This window comes from Streptomyces durocortorensis, assembly GCF_031760065.1.
Classification (GTDB): domain Bacteria; phylum Actinomycetota; class Actinomycetes; order Streptomycetales; family Streptomycetaceae; genus Streptomyces.
The window spans coordinates 4756598-4775454 of sequence record NZ_CP134500.1 but is presented as its reverse complement, the minus strand read 5'-3'; the positions used below and the strand labels follow the sequence as shown (position 1 = coordinate 4775454).

At 73.9% G+C, this 18857-nt stretch carries 8 protein-coding genes; all 8 read right to left on the bottom strand.

Annotated features, from left to right (window positions below; genetic code table 11):
* Positions 1–8 precede the first annotated feature (8 nt).
* Genes RI138_RS21360 through RI138_RS21325 form a run of 8 tightly spaced genes read right to left on the bottom strand, consistent with a single transcriptional unit; the run spans position 9 to position 18856 of the window.
* The gene (locus RI138_RS21360) at positions 9–3263 is read right to left on the bottom strand and encodes a non-ribosomal peptide synthetase (protein WP_311121204.1); all 3255 of its coding nucleotides are present in this window, start codon (positions 3261–3263) and stop codon (positions 9–11) included.
* Positions 3260–4534 carry an MFS transporter gene (locus tag RI138_RS21355; RefSeq protein WP_311121203.1) on the bottom strand — a complete coding sequence of 425 codons (1275 nt, stop codon included), beginning with the start codon at positions 4532–4534 and terminating at the stop codon, positions 3260–3262. The genes RI138_RS21360 and RI138_RS21355 overlap by 4 nt, the downstream gene beginning before the upstream one ends.
* Entirely contained in the window at positions 4527–8606 is a 4080-nt protein-coding gene (locus RI138_RS21350) for a non-ribosomal peptide synthetase (protein WP_311121202.1), read from the bottom strand. The genes RI138_RS21355 and RI138_RS21350 overlap by 8 nt, the downstream gene beginning before the upstream one ends.
* Entirely contained in the window at positions 8603–9865 is a 1263-nt protein-coding gene (locus RI138_RS21345) for a MupA/Atu3671 family FMN-dependent luciferase-like monooxygenase (RefSeq protein WP_311121201.1), read from the bottom strand. Before RI138_RS21345 ends, RI138_RS21350 begins: the two co-directional genes overlap by 4 nt.
* Positions 9858–14489, bottom strand: a complete 4632-nt coding sequence (locus RI138_RS21340) for a type I polyketide synthase (RefSeq protein ID WP_311121200.1) — start codon at positions 14487–14489, stop codon at positions 9858–9860. The genes RI138_RS21345 and RI138_RS21340 overlap by 8 nt, the downstream gene beginning before the upstream one ends.
* Positions 14486–16384 (bottom strand): amino acid adenylation domain-containing protein, encoded by a 1899-nt coding sequence (locus RI138_RS21335; RefSeq protein ID WP_311121199.1) that lies wholly within the window; start codon positions 16382–16384, stop codon positions 14486–14488. Before RI138_RS21335 ends, RI138_RS21340 begins: the two co-directional genes overlap by 4 nt.
* Positions 16374–18077, bottom strand: a complete 1704-nt coding sequence (locus tag RI138_RS21330; protein WP_311121198.1) for a condensation domain-containing protein — start codon at positions 18075–18077, stop codon at positions 16374–16376. Before RI138_RS21330 ends, RI138_RS21335 begins: the two co-directional genes overlap by 11 nt.
* Positions 18074–18856 (bottom strand): thioesterase II family protein, encoded by a 783-nt coding sequence (locus tag RI138_RS21325; protein ID WP_311121197.1) that lies wholly within the window; start codon positions 18854–18856, stop codon positions 18074–18076. The genes RI138_RS21330 and RI138_RS21325 overlap by 4 nt, the downstream gene beginning before the upstream one ends.
* Position 18857: the final 1 nt, after the last annotated feature.

The following is an 18857-nucleotide window of genomic DNA, read 5'->3' as shown; positions in this document are numbered from 1 at the left end:
CGCTGTCGTCATCGCGGCCGTCCCGGCGTGCGCTCCCGGTTCCGGGCGCGCATGGCCCGCAGCCGGGCCTGGCCGCGCTCCTGTGCCCCGGCGGCTTCGGGCGGGTTCGCGCTGCCGCGGTCCTGGCGGCCCAGGTAGGCGGCCATGGCCCGCACCGTGGAGTGCCGGAAGAGGTCGACCACGTCGACCTGGCACTCCAGCGCGGTCCGCAGCCGGTCGCGCAGCCGGATCAGCAGCAGCGAGTTGCCGCCCGCGTCGAAGAAGCTCTCGTCGTGGCCGACCGTGCGGCCGAGGACCTCCCGCCATGCGGCGGCGACGCGCTGTTCGGTCTCGCTCACCGGCGGCCGGGCCTCCTGCCGTGCCGCCTTCGCCTCCTCGGCGAGCGCCTGCTCCAGCGCCCGGGCGACGGCGGGGCCGTCCGGGCGGCCGCCGGGCAGCAGCGGCAGCCGGTCCAGGACGCCGATGCGGGCGGGCAGCATGTAGCCGGGCAGCAGTTCGCGCAGATGCCCGTGGAGTTCGACGGCGGCCGGGCCCGTCCCGGGCCGGACGGTGACCGCCGCGTCAATGCCCTCGGCCGCCCGCGTGGTGACGTGGGCGCGTACGACGCCGGGGTGGGCCAGCAGCGCCGCCTCGATGTCGGCGGCGGCCACCCGCACCCCGCGCGCCCGGGTCTGCTCCCCGGCCCGCCCGGCGAACACCAGCCGCCCGTCGGGTGTGTGCCGCACGAGGTCGCCGGTGGCGAAGAGGCGCCCGCCCGGCTTCCCGTACGGGTCGGGCAGGAAGCGCTCCGCCGTACGGCGTGCGTCGTTCAGGTAGCCCCGGGTGACGGCCGCGCCGCCGATGTGGAGTTCCCCGACGACGCCCGGCGCGACCAGCTCCCCGCGCGGGCCGAGGACGTACGCCGTGCAGTCCGCCGGGAGCCCGAGCGGGACGGGTGTGCCGTCCCCGGGGGCCGGGGCGGCGGGCCCGCCGATGGCGGGGCCCGCGGTCTCGGCCGTGGTGTAGAGGTGGTGGACCCGGCCGGCCCCGGCGGCATACGCCGCGCGCAGGGTGGCGGGGGCGAGGAGCTCGCCCCCGGCGAGGACCGTGGCCGGTGCGGTGCCCCGGCCCTCGCCGAGGAGACCGGCGAGGGCGGAGGGTGCGGCGTACACCGTGTCCGCAGGCCCGCTGTCCGTGTGGCGCGTGCCGTGCGGCACGACCGCCCGGCCGCCCCGGGTGAGCGGGGCGAAGAGCTCGAAGACCGCGCCCGGCGAGTCCGGCGGGCTGAGCTGAGCCACCGCCTCCAGAGCCCCGGCGGGCAGTTCCCGGTGGGCCCAGCGCAGCCGGGAGACGAGGTTGCGGTGTTCGGCGAGTACGGCCTTCGGCTCACCCGTGACGCCGGAGGTGCGCAGCACCCAGGCCGCGTCGGCGGGCGCGACGGCGGGCAGGGGCGCGGTCGGGTCGGTGGCACCCGGCTCCCCCGCGCTCTCGTCCAGTTCGGTCAGCCGCACCTGTGTGTGGTCAAAGAGCGAGGAGGAGTACGCGTCCGCGAGAACGGTCGGCAGACCCGCGTCCGCCACGGCCAGCCGCAGCAGGAAGGCGGGCAGCTCGGGGTCCAGCGGTACGCACACCCCGCCCGCCCTGAGCACGCCCAGCTGGGCGGCGGCCAGGGCGAAGGACTTGGGGGCGCAGACGCCCACCGGGTCCTCCGGCGCGAGGCCACCGGCCAGCAGCCGGGCCGCCACCCGGCCCGCCGCGTCGTCGAGTTCGCGGTAGGTCCAGGTGCGCGCGCCGTCCGCCACGGCGACCGCGTCCGGGGTACGGGCGATCTGATCCGCCACCAGGGTGTGCAGGACATCTCCGGCGCTCCCGGCGGCGCCTTCACCGGCACCGGCACCTTCACCGGCACCTTCGGCGGCACCGGAGCCGTCCGCCCCGCCCGCCGGGTTCCACTCCTCGGTCAGCAGCCGCCGCTCGGCGGCCGTGGGCCGCAGCAGTGCTGACACCCTTGCGGACGGGTCGGCGCCCGCGCGTTCCAGCACCGTGCGCAGCCGGACCAGCAGCGCTTCGGCCGTCGCGTCCTCGAAGAGGGCGGTGCGGTAGTCGACCAGGGCGAGCAGACCCTCGTCCGTCTCGACGGTGTCGATGGCCAGGTCCGTCTTCATGGTCGGAAGCCGCAGCTCCCCCACCGTGAACACCGCGTCCGCCGCCCGCCGTACGGGCGCCGCGGGCTGGTGCGTGTACATGACCTGGTAGAGCGGGTGGTAGCTCGGGTCACGGGTGATGCCGAGCCGGTCCATGACCTCGTCGACCGGCAGGTCGGTGTGGTCCAGCGCGTCCAGCAGGTCACCGCGCACCCCGTGCAGCAGCTCGCGGAACTCCGGGTCGCCGGACAGGTCGCCGCGCAGCACCACGGGCCGGGTGAGGTAGCCGACGAGCCCGGCGCTCTCGGTGGTGTCCCGGCCCGAGAGGGCCATGCCGGTGAGCACGTCGGTGCCGCCGTACTGGCTGAGGACCACGTCGCACGCGGCTTTGAGGACCATGAACAGGCTGCACCGCTCGGCCCGGGCGAGCCGTCGCAGCGGCTCCACCACCTCCTGCGGGACCACGGCCGTACGACGCTCCCCCGCGTGTCCCGCGCGTGCCGGGCGGGGCCGGGCGAGGGGCAGTTCCAGCACCTCGGGGGCGTCGGCCAGCCGCCGGGTCCAGTACGCCAGGTTCGCGGCGGCGGCCCGTTCGTCCTGCTCCGCACGCCGGGCCAGGAACGCGCCGTAGTCCACGGCGGGCTCCGGCAACGGCGACGGCCTGCCCTGGGCGAACGCGTCGTACAGGGCGGTCAGTTCGCCGGTGAAGACGTCCAGCGACGCCCCGTCGAAGACGATGTGGTGGACGCCGACGAGCAGCCGGTGGGTGGTGTCGTCCAGCCGCAGCAGCCGGGCCCGCAGCAGGGGGCCGCCGTCCACCGTGAACGGCTCGCGGGCGAACGCCTCGGACAGGGCGGCCGAGGTGTCCGCCGCGTCCACGACGGGCAGCTCCACCGGCGCGGGCGCCCCGACGCGGGCGACGGGCTCGCCGTCGGCGCCGCGCACGATCCGGGTCCGCAGGGCGGGGTGACGGCGCACCAGCTCGTCGAGAGCGCGTCCGAGGGCCTTCGTGTCGAGCGGCCCGTCGATGCCGACGGCGAACGGGATGCTGAAGAAGGGGTCGTCCGGCCGTACCTGGGCCAGCGCCCACAGCCGCCGCTGGGCGGGGCTGAGCGGAAGGTGCTGCTCGGCGGCCGTCATGAGACCGCCTCCGTCTCGGCGGCGTCGCCGCTGGTCCGGCTGTCCTTGTCGCCCCCGCCGCGCCTGCCGCGCGCCGACGCGACGGCGAGCAGGGCCGCGGCGGGCAGCAGCAGTCCGCCGGCCACTATGATCGACAGGGCGATGCCCATCAGGTCCGCGGCCAGGCCGCCCAGGACCACGCCGAGGATGGTGAAGTTGATCATCAGGGCGTTGAGCAGCCCGACGCCCCGTCCGCGCATCTCCTCGGGCAGGTCGCTGATCAGGGTGTTGGCCACCGGAACCTGGAAGAGGCCGGAGCCGATCCCCGCCACCACGCACCAGGCCAGGACGACGCCCAGGCCCAGCGAGTCCCGCAGCCAGCCGGTCGGCGCGAGGAGCAGCAGGGAGACGCCGAACAGCACGATGGAGCCGATGAGCAGCCCCCGGTCGGAGTACCGGCGCACCAGCGGCGGGCCGGTCAGCGCCCCGATCACACAGCCCGCCCCGAACGCCGCCTGCGCCAGGCCGAAGTTGAAGGCGGACAGGTCGAAGACGTTGAGGAGCTGGGAGTTGAGGTTGGTGGTGAAGAGCCCGAGGACGAGCATCACCGGCACCAGGATGACCGCGAGGAAGCGCAGCGACGGCACGGCGAGCACCCCGGAGACACCGGTGGCCAGCGACTTCCAGTAGGACTCGCGGCCGCTGTCCTTGCCGGGCACCGGGACCTCGCGCAGCACGGCCATGCTGGCCAGCAGGATCGCGGAGATCACGAACGTCACCGCGTCGATGACGAAGACGACCGAGACGCTGGCGAACGCGAGGAGCAGCCCGCCGAGGGCGGGGCCGACCAGGTTCAGGGTGTGGTTGGTGGACTGGAACAGCGCGACCGCCGTCGGGATGTTGTGCCCCCGGACGATCAGCGGGATCGCGGTGATGCGGGCCGTCTCGAAGAACGCCTTGGCGATGCCGGTGAGCAGGATCAGGACGAGCAGCAGCGTCGGTGAGTCGCGGGCCGGGATCATCGCCAGGACCAGCCCCACCCGGACGATGTCGGAGCCGACCATGAGGAGGCGCGCCGGGAAGCGGTCGGCCAGCGGGCCGACGAACGCCCCCAGAATCCCGGAGGGCAGCAACTGGGCGATGACCACGAGGGACACGTACAGCACCGGGTCCGAGGTCTCGGTGGCCGCCACGTAGATCAGGGTGATCTTGGTGATGGCGTCACCGAGGAAGGACGCGACGACGGCCAGCCAGTAGCGGATGTACGTCCGGTCCTTGAGCAGCTCAAGCACTCTCGACCACCTCGTTCAGAATCGTGGCGACGCCCTCGATGTACGGGTGGCGCATCATGGTGTAGTGGTTGCCCTCGACCACCCGGACATCGAGGTCGCCGCCGGTGGTCAGCTCGCGCCACGCCTCGGTCGAGTCGTACGTCTCCTCGGCCGCGCGGATCAGCGTCACCCGGCCCCTGACGTGCAGGGGCCGGAAGTTCCAGACGAGCCGCAGGTTGGCGACCCAGAGGTCGAGGATGTCGCGGACCTGCTCGCGTCCGGCGTCCGGCGGCAGGTAGTCGGAGGCGCGGGCGATGGCGAGGAGGTAGTCGAGGTGCTCGTCGGGGGTCATCCCCCGCAGCTCCTCCACGGACTTCAGCGCGTCGCCGTAGTCCCACTGGAGGTTGGCCGCGACGGCCTCGACGATGTCGGCGGGGTCGGGCTCGGAGCCCTCGGCGACCTCGGCGGGCGGGTGCGAGTCCATCATCACGACGGACACCTCCGCCCCCGTCCGCTCCAGCTCCCCGGCGACGGCGAAGGCGTTGGTGCCGCCGTAGCACCAGCCGGCCACCGTGTACGGGCCCTCGGGCTGCACTTCGCGGATGAGGTCCGCGTAGGCCGCCGCCCGCGCCCCGAAGTCGGCGTACGGCAGCACGCCGTCGGCGGGCGGCGGGGAGGCCAGCGCGTACAGCGGGCGGTCGCCGCCCGCCATGAGACCGGCGAAGGGCATGTAGCAGACCACCTCGCTGCCCGCCGGGTGGGCGAAGAAGACGGGGGTACCGGTGGTGCCGGAGCCGATCTCCACGAGGTGGACGTCCGCCTCGTCCTGGTAGCCCTCGCGCAGCATCCGGGCGAACCGTTCGACGGTGGCGCCCCGGAAGATCGCGGCCATCGGCAGCTGCTGCCCGAACCTCTTCTCGATCTCGGCCATCAGCCGCAGTACGAGCAGGGAGTGGCCGCCCAGGTCGAAGAACCGGTCGTGCAGTCCGATCGGCCGGACCCCGAGCACGTCCTCCCAGATGTGCGCGACCTCCAGCTCGATCGCGTCTCGCGGCGGTACGTAGCTCGCCGCGTCCCGCTCGATCACCGGCTCGGGCAGGGCCCTGCGGTCGATCTTCCCGCTGGTGTTCAGCGGGAAGGCGTCCAGGGTGACGATCGCGGACGGGACCATGTAGTCGGGCAGGAAGCGGCGCAGGTGCTCGCGCAGCTCCTCGGCCCCCGGGGCCCCGCCGTCGCCGTCCGCCGCCACGACGTATCCGGTCAGCCGCTTGTCGCCGGGCCGGTCCTCGCGGACGAGGGCGACCGCGCGGCGCACCGCCGGGTGTTCCGCCAACCGGGCCTCGATCTCGCCCAGTTCGATGCGGAAGCCGCGCAGTTTGACCTGGCCGTCGTCGCGGCCGAGGAAGACGAGCGTGCCGTCCTCGCGGAGCCGGGCCTTGTCGCCGGTGGCGTACAGCCGGGCGCCGGGCGTGGTGCCGAAGGGGTCGGGTATGAACCGCTCGGCGGTGAGCGCGGGGCGACCGCGGTAGCCGCGCGCGACTCCGGTGCCGCCCAGGTACAGATCGCCGGGGATGCCCACCGGGACGGGCTCCAGGCGCTCGTCGAGGACGTACACGCGGGTGTTGTCGAGGGGGCGGCCGATGGAGACCTGCTCGGTGCCGCTGTCCAGGCGGTGTGCGGTGGACCAGATGGTCGTCTCGGTCGGGCCGTAGACGTTCCAGGTGCGGCCGGGCCCGGCGACGAGCCGCTCGGCCAGGGCCGGGGGGAGCGCCTCGCCGCCGACCAGGACCCGCAGGGAGCCCTCGCTCCGCCACCCGGCCTCCACGAGGAGCTGCCAGGTCGCGGGGGTGGCCTGCATGACGGTGGCGCCGGTCTCGTCGAGGAGGGCGGCGAGGCGGCGGCCGTCGACGGCCTCCTCCTTGCGTACGACGTGGACGCGGGCGCCGCTGATGAGCGGGGCGTACAGCTCCAGGCCCGCGATGTCGAAGGTGACCGGGGTGACGGCGGTGAGCGTGTCGCCGGGGCCGAGGCCGGTCTCGGCGGCCATCGCCAGCAGCAGGTTGGCCAGGTTGCGGTGGGTGACCTCGACACCCTTGGGGCGGCCGGTGGACCCGGAGGTGTAGATGACGTAGGCGAGCCGGTCCTCGCCCGCCGCCGGCTCCGCCGGGACGGCCGGGGCGGCGGCGACGGTCTCCGCGTCCGTGTCCAGGCAGATCCGCTCGCCGGGGCAGTCGGCCAGGCTCTCCAGCAGCTCGGAGCGGGTCAGCAGGAAGGCCGCCCCGGCGTCGCCGGTCATGGTGGCCAGGCGCTGCGCCGGGTAGCCCGCGTCCAGCGGCAGGTAGGCGCCGCCGGACATGACCACGCCGAGCAGGGCGACGACCAGGTCGACGGAGCGCTCCAGGCACACCCCGACGACGGTCTCGGGCCGCACGCCACGCTCCTGGAGGTGGGATGCCAGCCGACCTGCCCGCTCCAGCAGTTCGGCGTAGGTGAGCCGTTCGTCGCCGCAGGAGACGGCGACCGCCCCGGGGGTGGCCAGGGCCTGACGGCGTACCAGGGTGTCCAGCGCGACGCCTTCCTCGCGGGGCGTCCCGGTCCGGTTCCACTCCACCAGCAGCGTCTGTGCCTCGTCGGGGCCGAGCAGCGACAGATCGCGCACGCTGCGTCCGGCGTTCTTCGACATCTGCTCCAGGACGCGCACGATCTGCCGGGCCGTCCTGGCCATCGTGCTCTCGTCGAACAGGTCGGTGTTGTACTCCAGCATCCCGTGGAAGTGGTCGTCCGCCAGTGCCGGGTCGTCGAAGAAGCCGAGCAGCACGTCGTCCTTGGCGGTGGCGTTGTCGAGCATGAGCTCCTCGACCCGCAGCCCGGCCATCGGGGTCTCCTCCTCGTGGAGGAAGTCCACGAGGATGAACGACGTCTGGTAGATCGGCGTGCGGCTGGGGTCGCGGTCGAGGTCGAGCTCGTCCAGCAGCGTCCCGAAGGGGATGTCGTGGTGGTCGAAGGCGCCCATCATCGTGGTGCGGGTCGCCTGGAGCAGTTCCCGTACGGTCATCTCCGGCCGGACCGTGGTGCGCAGCGGCAGCATGGTCAGGAAGTAGCCGATCATCGGCTCGGTCTCGGGCCTGCTGCGGGTCGAGGACGTGGTTCCGACCACGATGTCCTGCTGTCCGGTGAGCCGGTGCAGGATCAGCTGCCAGGCGGCGAGCAGCGCGATGTTGACCGTGACGTCCTCGCGCTTGGCGAGGTCGCGGACGGCCTGGGTCAGCTCGGGGGTCAGCGGGAACTGGTAGCGGGCGCCGTTCGCCGTCTGGAGCGGGGGGCGGGGGCGGTCCGTCGGCAGCTCCAGGACCAGGTCGGCGCCTTCGAGCTGCTTCTTCCAGTACGGCAGGTGCTTGTGCCGGACCTCCTCGCGCAGCCACTGCGGCTGCCACTCGGAGTAGTCCGGGTAGTGCACCTCGATCGGTGCGAGCCGGGGTTCGCGGCCGGTGGCGAACGCCGAGTAGAACTCGGCGATCTCGGCGTTGAAGATGCCCATCGAGCCGCGGTCCCACACCAGGTGGTCGACCGTGCCGACGAGGACGTGCTCCCGGTCGCCGAGGCGCAGCAGGGCGATCCGCAGGAGCGGCCCCTTCACCAGGTCGAACGGGGTGCGCAGCTCCGCGGTCGCCAGCAGCGTCATCTCCGCCTCGCGCCGCTCCTCGGGCACGGACCGCAGGTCCTGGTGGCGCAGCGGCACCGCCATGGACGGGTGGATCACCTGGACGGGGGCGTGACCGTCCTGCTCGAAGGTGGTGCGCATCGCCTCGTGCCGCTGTACGAAGGCGTCCACGGCACGCTGGAGGGCGTCCGTGTCCAGCTCGCCGTGGAGCCGTGAGGCGAAGTACACGTTGTAGACGGGGTCTTCGGGGTCGAACTGATGGATGAGCCAGATGCGTTCCTGGTCCACGGTGAGCGGTACGCGGTTCTCCCGCTTGCGGCGGGGTACGGGCGCGTTGGTGACGGTGCCGGCGGTACGCTCGCGCATCCGCCGGTCGAGCAGGGCGCGCTGGGCGGGGGTGAGACCGGCCAGCCGGTCCGCGAGTCCGGTCACGACTTCTCTCCTTCGGTCTCGCCCCGATGGCGGTAGCGGTCCTTGAGTTCGGTGAGGTGGTCCAGGCCCTTGAGCACCTGGCCGGGGTCGAGTCCGAAGTCGACCAGGCAGGCGACCTCGTCGACGCCGATGTCGACCAGGTCCTCGATCAGGGACTCGCACTTGTCGGGCGTTCCGAGCAGGGCCAGCTGGTCGAAGTAGCGCTCGAAGGTGGCGTTGAGCATGACGTCGCGCTCGGCGTCGTTGAGCTTGGAGAACTCGCTGCCGAAGCTGTCCTGCTGTTCCAGGAAGGTCTTGAGGTACGCCGTCAGCGGCCCCCGTACGGTCTCCCTGGCCTCGTCGTCGTCGGAGCCCACGTAGGTGTGGACCATCGCGGTGACCCGGCCCTCCGCCGGGTCGTACCCGGCCCCCGCGAGCGCCTCGCGGTAGGCCGCCGTCTTGTCCTTCAGGTCGGCGGGGCGCTGGGCGACCAGCCCGGTCAGGACGTACGCGCCGATCTCCCCGGCCCGGACGAACGTCTCGATGCTGCCCTGCGCCGACACCCACACCGGGAGCCTGGGCTGGAGGGGGCGCGGCAGGGTGCGTACGGTCTGCGACGATCCGTCGGCGCGCGGGAGTTCGACGCTCTCGCCCGCCCACAGCCGCTGGACGGTGTCGATCGACTCGAACATCTCGTCCTTGCGGCGCGGGTAGCGCTGCTGCCCGTCGCCCGGGGCCAGGAGGAAGTCGTCCGGGTGCCAGCCGGAGGCCGCCGAGATCGCGGCCCGGCCGCCGGACAGGTTGTCGACGACCGCCCACTCCTCGGCCACCCGCACCGGGTGGTGCAGGGGCAGGACGCAACTGCCCGCGCGGATCTGGATGTTCTCGGTGAGTACGGCGATGGCGGAGGCCAGCAGCGACGGGTTCGGGTAGAGGCCGCCGAAGTCCACGAAGTGGCGCTCGGGGACCCAGATGCCGTCGAAGCCGTTGGCGTCGGCGTGCCGGGCGCTGTCCAGCAGCAGCTGGTATTTGCCCGGGCCCTTGGCCGTGCCGTCTCCCGAGAAGAAGAACAGGCTGAAGTCCATGGTGCTGCCGGGCCGCCGCCCGCGGCGCGGCGCGGCGGATCTGGCGGCCGTGTTCGTACCGGGGCCGGGGTCCACGGCCGAGGGAGCCTTGACGTTGCGCTCGCGCAGGGACCGCTCCAGGACGGCGCGCTGCTCGGGCGAGAGCGAGGACATCCGCTCCTTGAGCCTGCGTGCGGCCTCGGACTCGTCAGACATGGTCGTCACCCTTCAGCTTTGCCTCGGCCTCGCCCGCGGAGAGGCTCTCGACCTCGCGCAGCAGTGCCTCGAACTCGTCCAGGCCGATCGATTCGGCCTGGTGGGAGCGGATCGCGGCGGCGAGCCCCGGTACGGTCGGCGCCTCGAAGACGGCGCTCATCGGGAAGTCGCCGTGGGCCTGCCGCAGCCGCCCGACGATCTGGATGGCGAACAGCGAGTTGCCGCCCAGATCGTAGAAGTCGTCGTCGGGCCCGATCGGGGAGACGCCGAGCATCTCGTGCCACACCCGGGCCACGGCCTGGGCGAGTTCGTCGTCCGGCCAGACCGTGGCCGGGTCCCAGTCGTCGTCTCCGCGGCCCCGGCCACCGCCCAGCGAGTCGGTGAACGAGGTCGCGGTCAGCCCGGACTGGTCGGCCAGGACGTCCTGGAAGTCGGCCCTGGAGACGACGACCTGGGGCAGGGCGCCGAAGAGCGCGGCGCGGGCGAGCGCCAGGCCGTCGGCGGCCGGGATGCCCTGGGCGAGGCGCAGCCGCTCGTACAGCTCCCGCACCTCGGGCAGACCCGCCATCTGCTGCTCGAACCAGTCGTCCCAGTCCCACTGCGACCAGTCGAGGGCGAGGGTGGGCCGGCCGGCGGCGGTGGCGGCCTGGGCGAAGGTGTCGAGGAAGGCGGCGGCGGCGCAGTTCTCGGCCTGCCCGAAGCCGCCGACGATGCCGGTGGTGGCCGACGCGGTGAGGAAGAAGTCGAGCGGATCGTCCGCCAGCAGTTCGTCGAGCAGCAGGGTCGACCTCACCCGGGCCGCGAGGACGGCGTCGAAGTCCGGCCGCGTCTTGAGCGCGGTCAGGCCGGAGCCCCGGGCGTCGGCGAGGTGCAGGACGCCGTCGACCGCGCCCAGCACGGTCCGCGCCGCCTCGACGGCGGTACGGGCCTGGCCGGGGTCGGCCAGGTCGGCGGTGCGGTAGACGACGGCCTCGGGGTGGGCGGCGCGCAGTGCGGCGAGCCGGGCGACCCGGGCGCGTACCCGGTCGTCGTCGCCCGCCATGCCGCCGCGCCAGGCGTCCCACTCGCTCTCGGCCGGGAAGTCCGGGTCGCCGATGAGCACGGCGCGCGCCCCGCTCGCGGCGATCTGCTCGGCGAAGGCCAGTCCGGTTTCGCCGGACGCCCCGGTGACGAGGTACCCGGCGCCCGCACGCCAGGCCCGCCCGGTGGGTACGGGCTCCAGCCCGACCGGTGCGAAGGCGCGCAGGAGGCGCTGGGCGCCCCGGTAGGCGACGAGGCTCTCCCGCCCCTCCCCCGCGAGTTCGGCGTCCAGCTGTGCGGCGACGCGTGCGCGGTCGGCGTCGGTGGCGGGGAGGGTGACGTCGACGCTGCGGCAGGTCAGCCACGCGTACTCCTGCGGCAGCACGGTCACCGCGCCGTACAGGGTGGCCCGCTCGGGCCGGATCACGGCCGTCCCGTACGCGTCCTGGAGGCTGTCGGTGAGGACGTCGATCCGCACCGGGCGGTCCTCCCCGCTGCCGCCGAGCGCCTGGGCGAGGGCGACGAGGCTGTGGAACCCGGTGTCCAGGCCGGTGGCGTAACGGCCCGCCGCGTCACCGGCGTTGTCCCCGGGGCCCGTGACGGCCCAGGCGTGCAGCACGCGGTCGGGGGCCGCTCCCGTGCGCCGCAGCTCCTCGACGACCCGGCCGAGGTGGTCGGCGTCGGCGGGGTCCGCGTCGAAGCCGTGCTCGGAGGTGCGGGCGTAGGCGGTCGCCTTCCGCACGGTGGTGACGGTGTGGCCCCGGGAGCGCAGGGCGGCGGTCGGAGCGTCGGTGAGACCGGTGTCGTCCTGGAGCACCAGCCAGCTGAGGGGGGCGTCCTCCGGGGCCGCCCCGGGGAGCGGTGCGGGGTGCCAGACCGGTGCGTACGTCCACCGCTCGGGGTCGGTGCGTACGTTCCCGGCGGCCGCCGCCTCCGGCTTCGGAAGCAGGTGGCCGCGGCCCTGGAAGGGGTAGGCGGGCAGCGGGACCCGGCCGCGGGCCCGGTCGTCGTGCAGGGCGGCCCAGTCGGCGGCCACTCCGTGCCGCCACAGCTCGGCAAGGCCTTCGCGGACGGTGCGGGCCTCGGCGGTGCGCTCCTCGCCGCGCGGCTTGCGCAGCAGGGTGACGACGGGCGAGGGCTCCGGGTGGGTCCGGACCAGTCCGCTGAGCTGGCTGCCCGGACCGGCCTCGACCAGGACCACGGCGTCGCCGCGCTCGGCGAGGGCGGTGATCCCGTCGGAGAAGCGGACCGGGGCACGGGTGTGGGAGACCCAGTAGTCGGGGTCGGTGGCCTGCTCGTCGGTGATCCAGGTGCCCGTCACATTGGACAGGAAGGGAATCTTCGGGGTGTTGAGCCGCACCGAGCGCAGCACCTCCGCGAGGCCGGGCAGCGCCGGTTCGACGAGGGCGGTGTGGAAGGCGTGCGAGGTCTCCAGCTCCCGTACGGACACGCCCCGCTCCTCCAGCAGCCGGCGGGCCTCGGCGACCTCCTCGGGGGTGCCCGCGACGACGCAGGAGGCGGGTGCGTTGACGGCGGCGATCGTCGCGCGGCCGTCCAGCGCCTCGGTCAGGGCCGCCTCGTCCAGCAGGACGGACAGCATCCGGCCGGGCGGCAGGTCCTGCATGAGCGCGGCGCGCCGGGCTACCACGCGCAGCGCGTCCTCCAGGCTGAACACCCCGGCCAGGCAGGCCGATACGAGTTCGCCGAGGCTGTGCCCGGTCATCGCGTCGGGGCGCACGCCCCACGACATCAGCAGCTGGGCGACGGCGTAGTCGAGGCTGAAGACGGTCGGCTGGGTGTACAGGGTACGGCGCAGCCGCTCCTGGGCCTCGTCCCCGCCGGTGGCGAAGGCCACCTCCCGTACGTCCCAGCCCAGGTGGGGCAGCAGGATCTCGGCGCACCGGTCGAGCGCCTCGCGGAACACCGGCTCGGTGCGGTACAGCTCCGCGCCCATACCGGCGTACTGGGCGCCCTGGCCCGGGAAGACGAACACCACACCGGGCGCCTCGTCCGGCACGGCGGACGCGGCGGGCGCGGGCCGCTCCAGGGCGGCGGCCGCGGCGGCGCGGCTGTCCGCGACGACCGTGCGGCGGTACGGGAGGGCGGCGCGCCCGATCTGGAGGGTGTAGGCGGCGTCGGCGAACCCGGCGGGGTCCTGCCGCGTCCCGTCGTCGGCCGTGAGCGCCGTCGCGAGGCGCGCGGCGGCGGTGTCGAGGGCTTCGGGCGTACGGGCGGACAGCGGCAGCACCTGCCAGTCGCCGTCGGGGGCCTCCGTGCTGCGGGCGGGCGCTGCTTCGAGGACGACGTGCGCGTTGGTGCCGCCGATTCCGAAGGCGCTCACCCCGGCGCGCGGCGGCAGCTCCGTCGCGGGCCACGGCACGCCTTCGGCGTCGACCCGGAAGGGGCCCTTGTCGAGGCCGAGTGCGGGGTTGGGGACGCGGAAGTGGGCCGTCGGCGGGATGAAGCGGTGCTCCAGCGCCAGGGCCGCCTTGATGAGGCCGGTGACCCCGGCCGCCGCGTCCAGGTGGCCGACGTTGGACTTGACCGAGCCCAGGTGGACCGATCCGGCGGGGGCGTCGGGCTGGAACGCCTCGGTGAGCGCCTGGACCTCGATCGGGTCGCCGAGCGGGGTGGCGGTGCCGTGCGCCTCGACGTACTGGACCGTACGGGGCTCGACCCCGGCGACCGCCAGCGCCTCGGCGATCACCTCGGCCTGGCCGTGCGGGGAAGGCGCGGTGAAGCCGATCTTCGCGGAGCCGTCGTTGTTGACCGCGCTGCCGCGGATCACCGCGTGGATGTGGTCGCCGTCGGCGACGGCGTCCTCCAGCCGCTTGAGGACGACCAGGGCCACCCCGTCACCGGAGACGGTGCCGGAGGCGTCGGCGTCGAACGGGCGGCAGTGACCGTCCGTGGAGAGGATCGCGCCCTCCTCGTACCGGTATCCGCGCGGCTCGAACTCCCGCACCGCGACCCCGCCCGCCAGCGCGAGGTCGGCCTCGCGGCTGAGCAGGGACTGGACGGCGAGGTGGACGCTCACCAGCGACGACGAACAGGCGCTCTGCACGGTGAAGCTGGGGCCGGTCAGACCGAGCTTGTACGAGAGGCGCAGCGCGAGCATCCCGGGGTCGTTGCCGATCGCCACCTGGATCTCGTCGGAGACCAGGCCGTCAAAGGCGCCGCGCGGGGCGATGCGCTCCTGGAGGTAGCCGCTGCCCGACGTACCGGCGAACACCCCGGTCCGCCCCTCGAACGTCTTCGCCGGGTAACCGGCCCGCTCCAGCGCCTGCCAGGCCGTCTCAAGCAGCAACCGGTGCTGGGGGTCCATGAGTTCGGCCTCGGACCGGGTGACACCGAAGAAGTCGGCGTCGAAGCGGTCGAACCCGTCCAGGGGGAAACCGGACTTCACGTACGCCGGGTCGTCCCGCAGCTGCTCGGGGACTCCGGCCGCGGCCAGCTCCTCGTCGGTGTAGGTACTGCGCCCCTCCTCGCCCGCCGCCACCAGCCGCCACAGTTCGTCCACGTCCGCGGCACCCGGGAAGCGGCCGCTCATTCCGATGATGGCCACGGCCTGCTCGGGCAGTGGCAGATCCGTCTCGTACGTCATGCGTTCTCCCCGTGCGGGTGGTGCGGGTGGGATGCGGGCCGGTGCCCGGCACCGGTGTCGTGCTGTGCGGCGAGCAGCTCGTCCAGGGCGCTCGCGAGTTCCCGTACCGTCGGCCGGTCGAAGAACAGCCGCAGCGTCGCGGCGACGCCGAGCTGATCCCTGGTGAGGGCGACGGCCTGGGTGGCGAGCATGGAGTGGCCGCCCAGTTCGAAGAAGTCGTCGTCGCGTCCCACCCGGTCGACCGAGAGCATCTCGGCCCAGATGTCGGCGATCACCTTCTCGACGGGGGTGGCGGGCGCGGCGAACTCCGCGTCGAGCTCGGGGCGTACGGCCTCCGGGGCGGGCAGCGCGCGCCGGTCGACTTTGCCGTTGCGGGTCAGCGGCAGCCGGTCCAGGGCCACGTACACGTTCGGCAGCATGTAGTCGGGCAGCGTCAGGCCGAGGTGTTCGCGCAGTTCGGAGGGCCCGGCCGGGGTCCCGGCGGAGCCCACCCAGTACGCGACCAGGCGGGGGTCCCCCGCCGCGTCCCGGTCGACGGCCACCACCGTGTCCCGGACGGCCGGGTGGCGGGTGAGCGCGTTCTCGATCTCGCCCAGCTCGATGCGGTAGCCGCGGATCTTGACCTGGTGGTCCAGTCGGCCCAGGTACTCGTGGTCCCCGTCGGCCGCACGCCGGGCGCTGTCGCCCGAGCGGTACCGGCGGGCTCCGGGCACGGCGGCGTCCGGGTCGGGCAGGAAGCGCTCGGCGGTGAGGGCGGGGCGGCCCAGGTAGCCGCGTGCCACGCCCGCGCCGCCGACGTACAGCTCTCCGGCCGCCCCTTCGGCCACCGGTTCGCCGTCGGCGCCGAGGACGTCCATCGTCCAGCCGTCGAGGGGGCCGCCGATCATGCTGCCCGCTCCGCCGTCGAGGTCGGCCGAGGTGATGCGGCGGTAGGTGGAGTGCACGGTGGTCTCGGTGATGCCGTACATGTTCACCAGGGCGGGCGCCGCGTCACCGTGGCGGGCGATCCACGGCCGCAGCATCTCGGGCGGCAGCGCCTCCCCGGCGAAGACGACCAGCCGCAGGGCGAGTTCCGCCGGGGCGCCGGGGCCGGGGTGCTCCTCCTCGTACCGGACGAGCTGGCGGAAGGCGGCGGGCGTCTGGTTGAGGACGGTGACGCCCTCACGGTGCAGCAGCGCGTGCAGCTCCTGCGGGGCTCGCCGCACCTCGTCCGGTACGACGACGAGTCGGCCGCCGTGCAACAGGGCGCCCCACATCTCCCACACGGAGACGTCGAACGCGGCGGAGGCGCACAACGACCACACGTCGTCGGGCCCGAACCCGAAGCGGTCGCGGACGCCGGTGAGCAGGCCCGTCACATTGCGGTGCTCGATCATGACGCCCTTGGGGACACCGGTCGAACCACTGGTGTAGATGACGTACGCGAGACTCGACGGCCCGGTGCCGGGGGCCGGGGGCGCGGTCTCCGGGTAGCCGGTGAGGTCCTCGCCGTCGCGCCCGGTCAGCACGGTGTGCGGGGCGCGCAGGCCACGCTCCGCGCGGTCGGTGAGCAGGACGGCGGCGTTGGCGTCGGCGAGCGTGAAGCGCAGCCGCTCGACGGGGGCGGAGGGGTCGAGCGGTACGTACGCCCCGCCCGCCTTCAGGACCGCGAGCAGCGCCGTCACCAGGGACGTGGTGCGCTCCACGCAGACGGCGACGGGTATCTCGGGGCCGACGCCCAGGACGCGCAGGCGGTGCGCCAGGCGGTTGGCGTCGCGCTCCAGCTCGGCGTAGGTCAGCCGGCCGTCGGCGCCGGTCACGGCGACGGCGTCACCGCGGGCGGCCGCCTGCCGTGCGAACCACGCGTCGATGGTCCCCGGGGCCTGGGCGGGTGTGGCCATCTGGTCAACGGTCACGGTGGGTGTTCCTCTCGGTGCCGGACTCGGTGCGGGGCTGCGGGCTCTGCGGTCCGGACGCGGTACCGGCGGCGAACCGCGCCGCCGCCAGCTCCGTCACCGGTGTCCCGGGCCGGGAAATGGCTTCGGCCAGCGTCCGTTCGTAGGCGGCCAGCAGCGCGGCCGGGGTGTCGGGGCCGAACAGATCGGTGTCGTATTCGAGGGTCAGCGCCAGGCCGTCGCCGCGCTCCTGCGCGTACAGGCTGAGGTCGTACTTCGCGGTGTCCTGCGGGCCCGTGAGGTCCAGCGAGCACCCGTCGAGCCCGGCGAACACCGGCTCGGGCTGCTCCTTGAGGAAGCTGAACATCACCCGGAAGACCGGCATGAAGTCGCGGCTGCGCCGGGAGACCAGCGCCTCGACCAGCTTGTCGAAGGGCAGCTCCTGGTGGGCGGAGGCGTCCAGCACCGCCGTACGGACCCGGGCCAGCAGCTCGCGGAAGCCGGGGCCGCCGTCCAGCCGCACCCGGACCGGAACCATGTTGATCAGGCAGCCGACCAGATCCTGGAGCTCGGGCCGGTCCCGTCCCGCGACGGGGGTGCCGACCGTGATGTCCTCCGCGCCCGACCACCCGGCGAGCAGGGTGTGCAGAGTGGCGAGCAGGGTCATGTACGGAGTGACGCGCTCGCCGCGACTGAACTCACGCACGGCGGACACGAGTTCCGACCGGAGCTCGCGTGAAGTGACGGCCCCCCGGAAGCTGCGTGCGGTGCCCCGCGGCTTGTCGGTCGGCACGGCGAGCGCCTTCGGGTCGTCGCCCAGTGCCTCGCGCCAGTGGTCCACGAGGGCGTCCAGGGTCTCGCCCCGGAGCCGGTCGCGCTGCCAGGAGGCGTAGTCGGCGTAGTGCAGCGGCACCTCGGCGGGCGGTTCGCCGTCGCCGTACAGCTGCCCCAGTTCGCGGAAGAGGATCTCCACCGACCAGCCGTCGACGGCGACATGGTGGAACGTCACGATCAGCCGGTGCTCGTCCGCGCCGACCCGCACCAACCGGACCCGCAGCGGCGGCCCGGCGGCCAGGTCGAAGACGCCCGCGCCCTCCTCGGCCGCGACGCGCTCCGCCTCGGCCACCGGGTCGGCGGCGCCCGTCAGGTCGGTGTACGGCAGCTCAAGCGGCACCGGGTCCGCGATGACCTGGTACGGGAGCCCGGACGGCGCCGCGTACGTCGTGCGCAGCACCTCGTGGCGGGCGACCAGGGCGTCGAGGGCCCGGCCGAGCGCGGCCCGGTCCAGGGCTCCGCGCAGACGCAGCACGGTCGGCACGTTGTAGAGAGTGGTGTCGGGGTCGATCTGCTGCATGAACCACAGCCGCTGCTGCGCGAACGACAGCTGGGGCCGTTCCTGCCGGGCCCCGGGGCGGGGGCCGGTGGGCCCGGCGGCCCCGGGACCTCCCTGGGACGGGCCCGCCGCGCCCCGGCCCATGGCGGCACGCACCAGGCGGGCCATCTCCGCCAGCGTGCCCGCGCCGAGCAGTTCGGCGGCGGGGACGTCCACGCCGAGGTCCTCGTCGATACGGGCGGCGAGGAGCCGTGCCTGCTCCGGCCCGCCGCCGAGACCGGCGAACTCCGAGTCCAGGTCCACCGGGGCGCCGGTGACCTCCAGCAGCTCGGCCCACATCTGGGCGAGCTCCTCTTCCACGAATCCCATGGTGGCTGTCATCCGAGTGAGTTCTCCGGGCGAGAGGTGCGCACAGTTTCCTGGAGCAGATCGACAAAGCCTTCGGGCCGCTTGCTCAGATAGAAGTGATCCCCTTCGAAGACGTGCACCCCGGGTTCGCCGGCGGTGGTGTGCCTTCCCCACAACCGGGCGTCCGCGGGCCGCACTTCGTGGTCGCCGTCCGCGACGAACACGGTGACCGGGCAGCCCACCGTCGTGCCGTCGGCCGCCCGGTAGGAACCGAGGGCGGCCAGGTCGGCCCGGATCGCCGGGAGAACCAGCTCGATCAGCTCGGCGTGCTCGGCGACGCCCCGGGCGGTGCCGCCCAGTCCCATGATCCGGGCGAGTACCTCGCTGTCGGGCTGCTCGTCCGCCCGCAGCGCCCGCTCCGGGCGGTGCCCCGAGGGGGCCGAACACGCCGACGCGACAAGCGCTTCGGGAATCACGGCACCCGCCCCCTCCAGCCGCCTCGCGGCCTCGAAGGCGACGATCGCCCCCATGCTGTGGCCGAACAGGACCGGTCGCCGGGCGCCTCCGAGACGGGTGGGCAGTACCTCGGCCACGGAGTCGGCCAGTGCGTGGAGGGAGCTGACGGGCTCCTCGAACAACCGGTTCTCCCGGCCCGGGTACTGGATCACCAGCATCTCGATGTCCGGGTCCAGGACCTCCGAGAGGCCGTGGTAGTAGCTGGCCGAACCACCCGCGTGCGGAAAGCAGACCAGGGTGTGCGCGGCCTGTGGCTTCGGGTGGAAGCACCGGATCCAGCTCGCCTCGGTGTCCATG

Excerpts from the sequence above, each read along its gene's own strand:
- RI138_RS21360 (WP_311121204.1), bottom strand. The coding sequence starts at position 3,263 with ATGACGGCCGCCGAGCAGCACCTTCCGCTCAGCCCCGCCCAGCGGCGG.
- RI138_RS21345 (WP_311121201.1), bottom strand. The coding sequence starts at position 9,865 with ATGTCTGACGAGTCCGAGGCCGCACGCAGGCTCAAGGAGCGGATGTCC.
- RI138_RS21340 (WP_311121200.1), bottom strand. The coding sequence starts at position 14,489 with ATGACGTACGAGACGGATCTGCCACTGCCCGAGCAGGCCGTGGCCATC.
- RI138_RS21330 (WP_311121198.1), bottom strand. The coding sequence starts at position 18,077 with ATGACAGCCACCATGGGATTCGTGGAAGAGGAGCTCGCCCAGATGTGG.
- RI138_RS21325 (WP_311121197.1), bottom strand. The coding sequence starts at position 18,856 with ATGGACACCGAGGCGAGCTGGATCCGGTGCTTCCACCCGAAGCCACAG.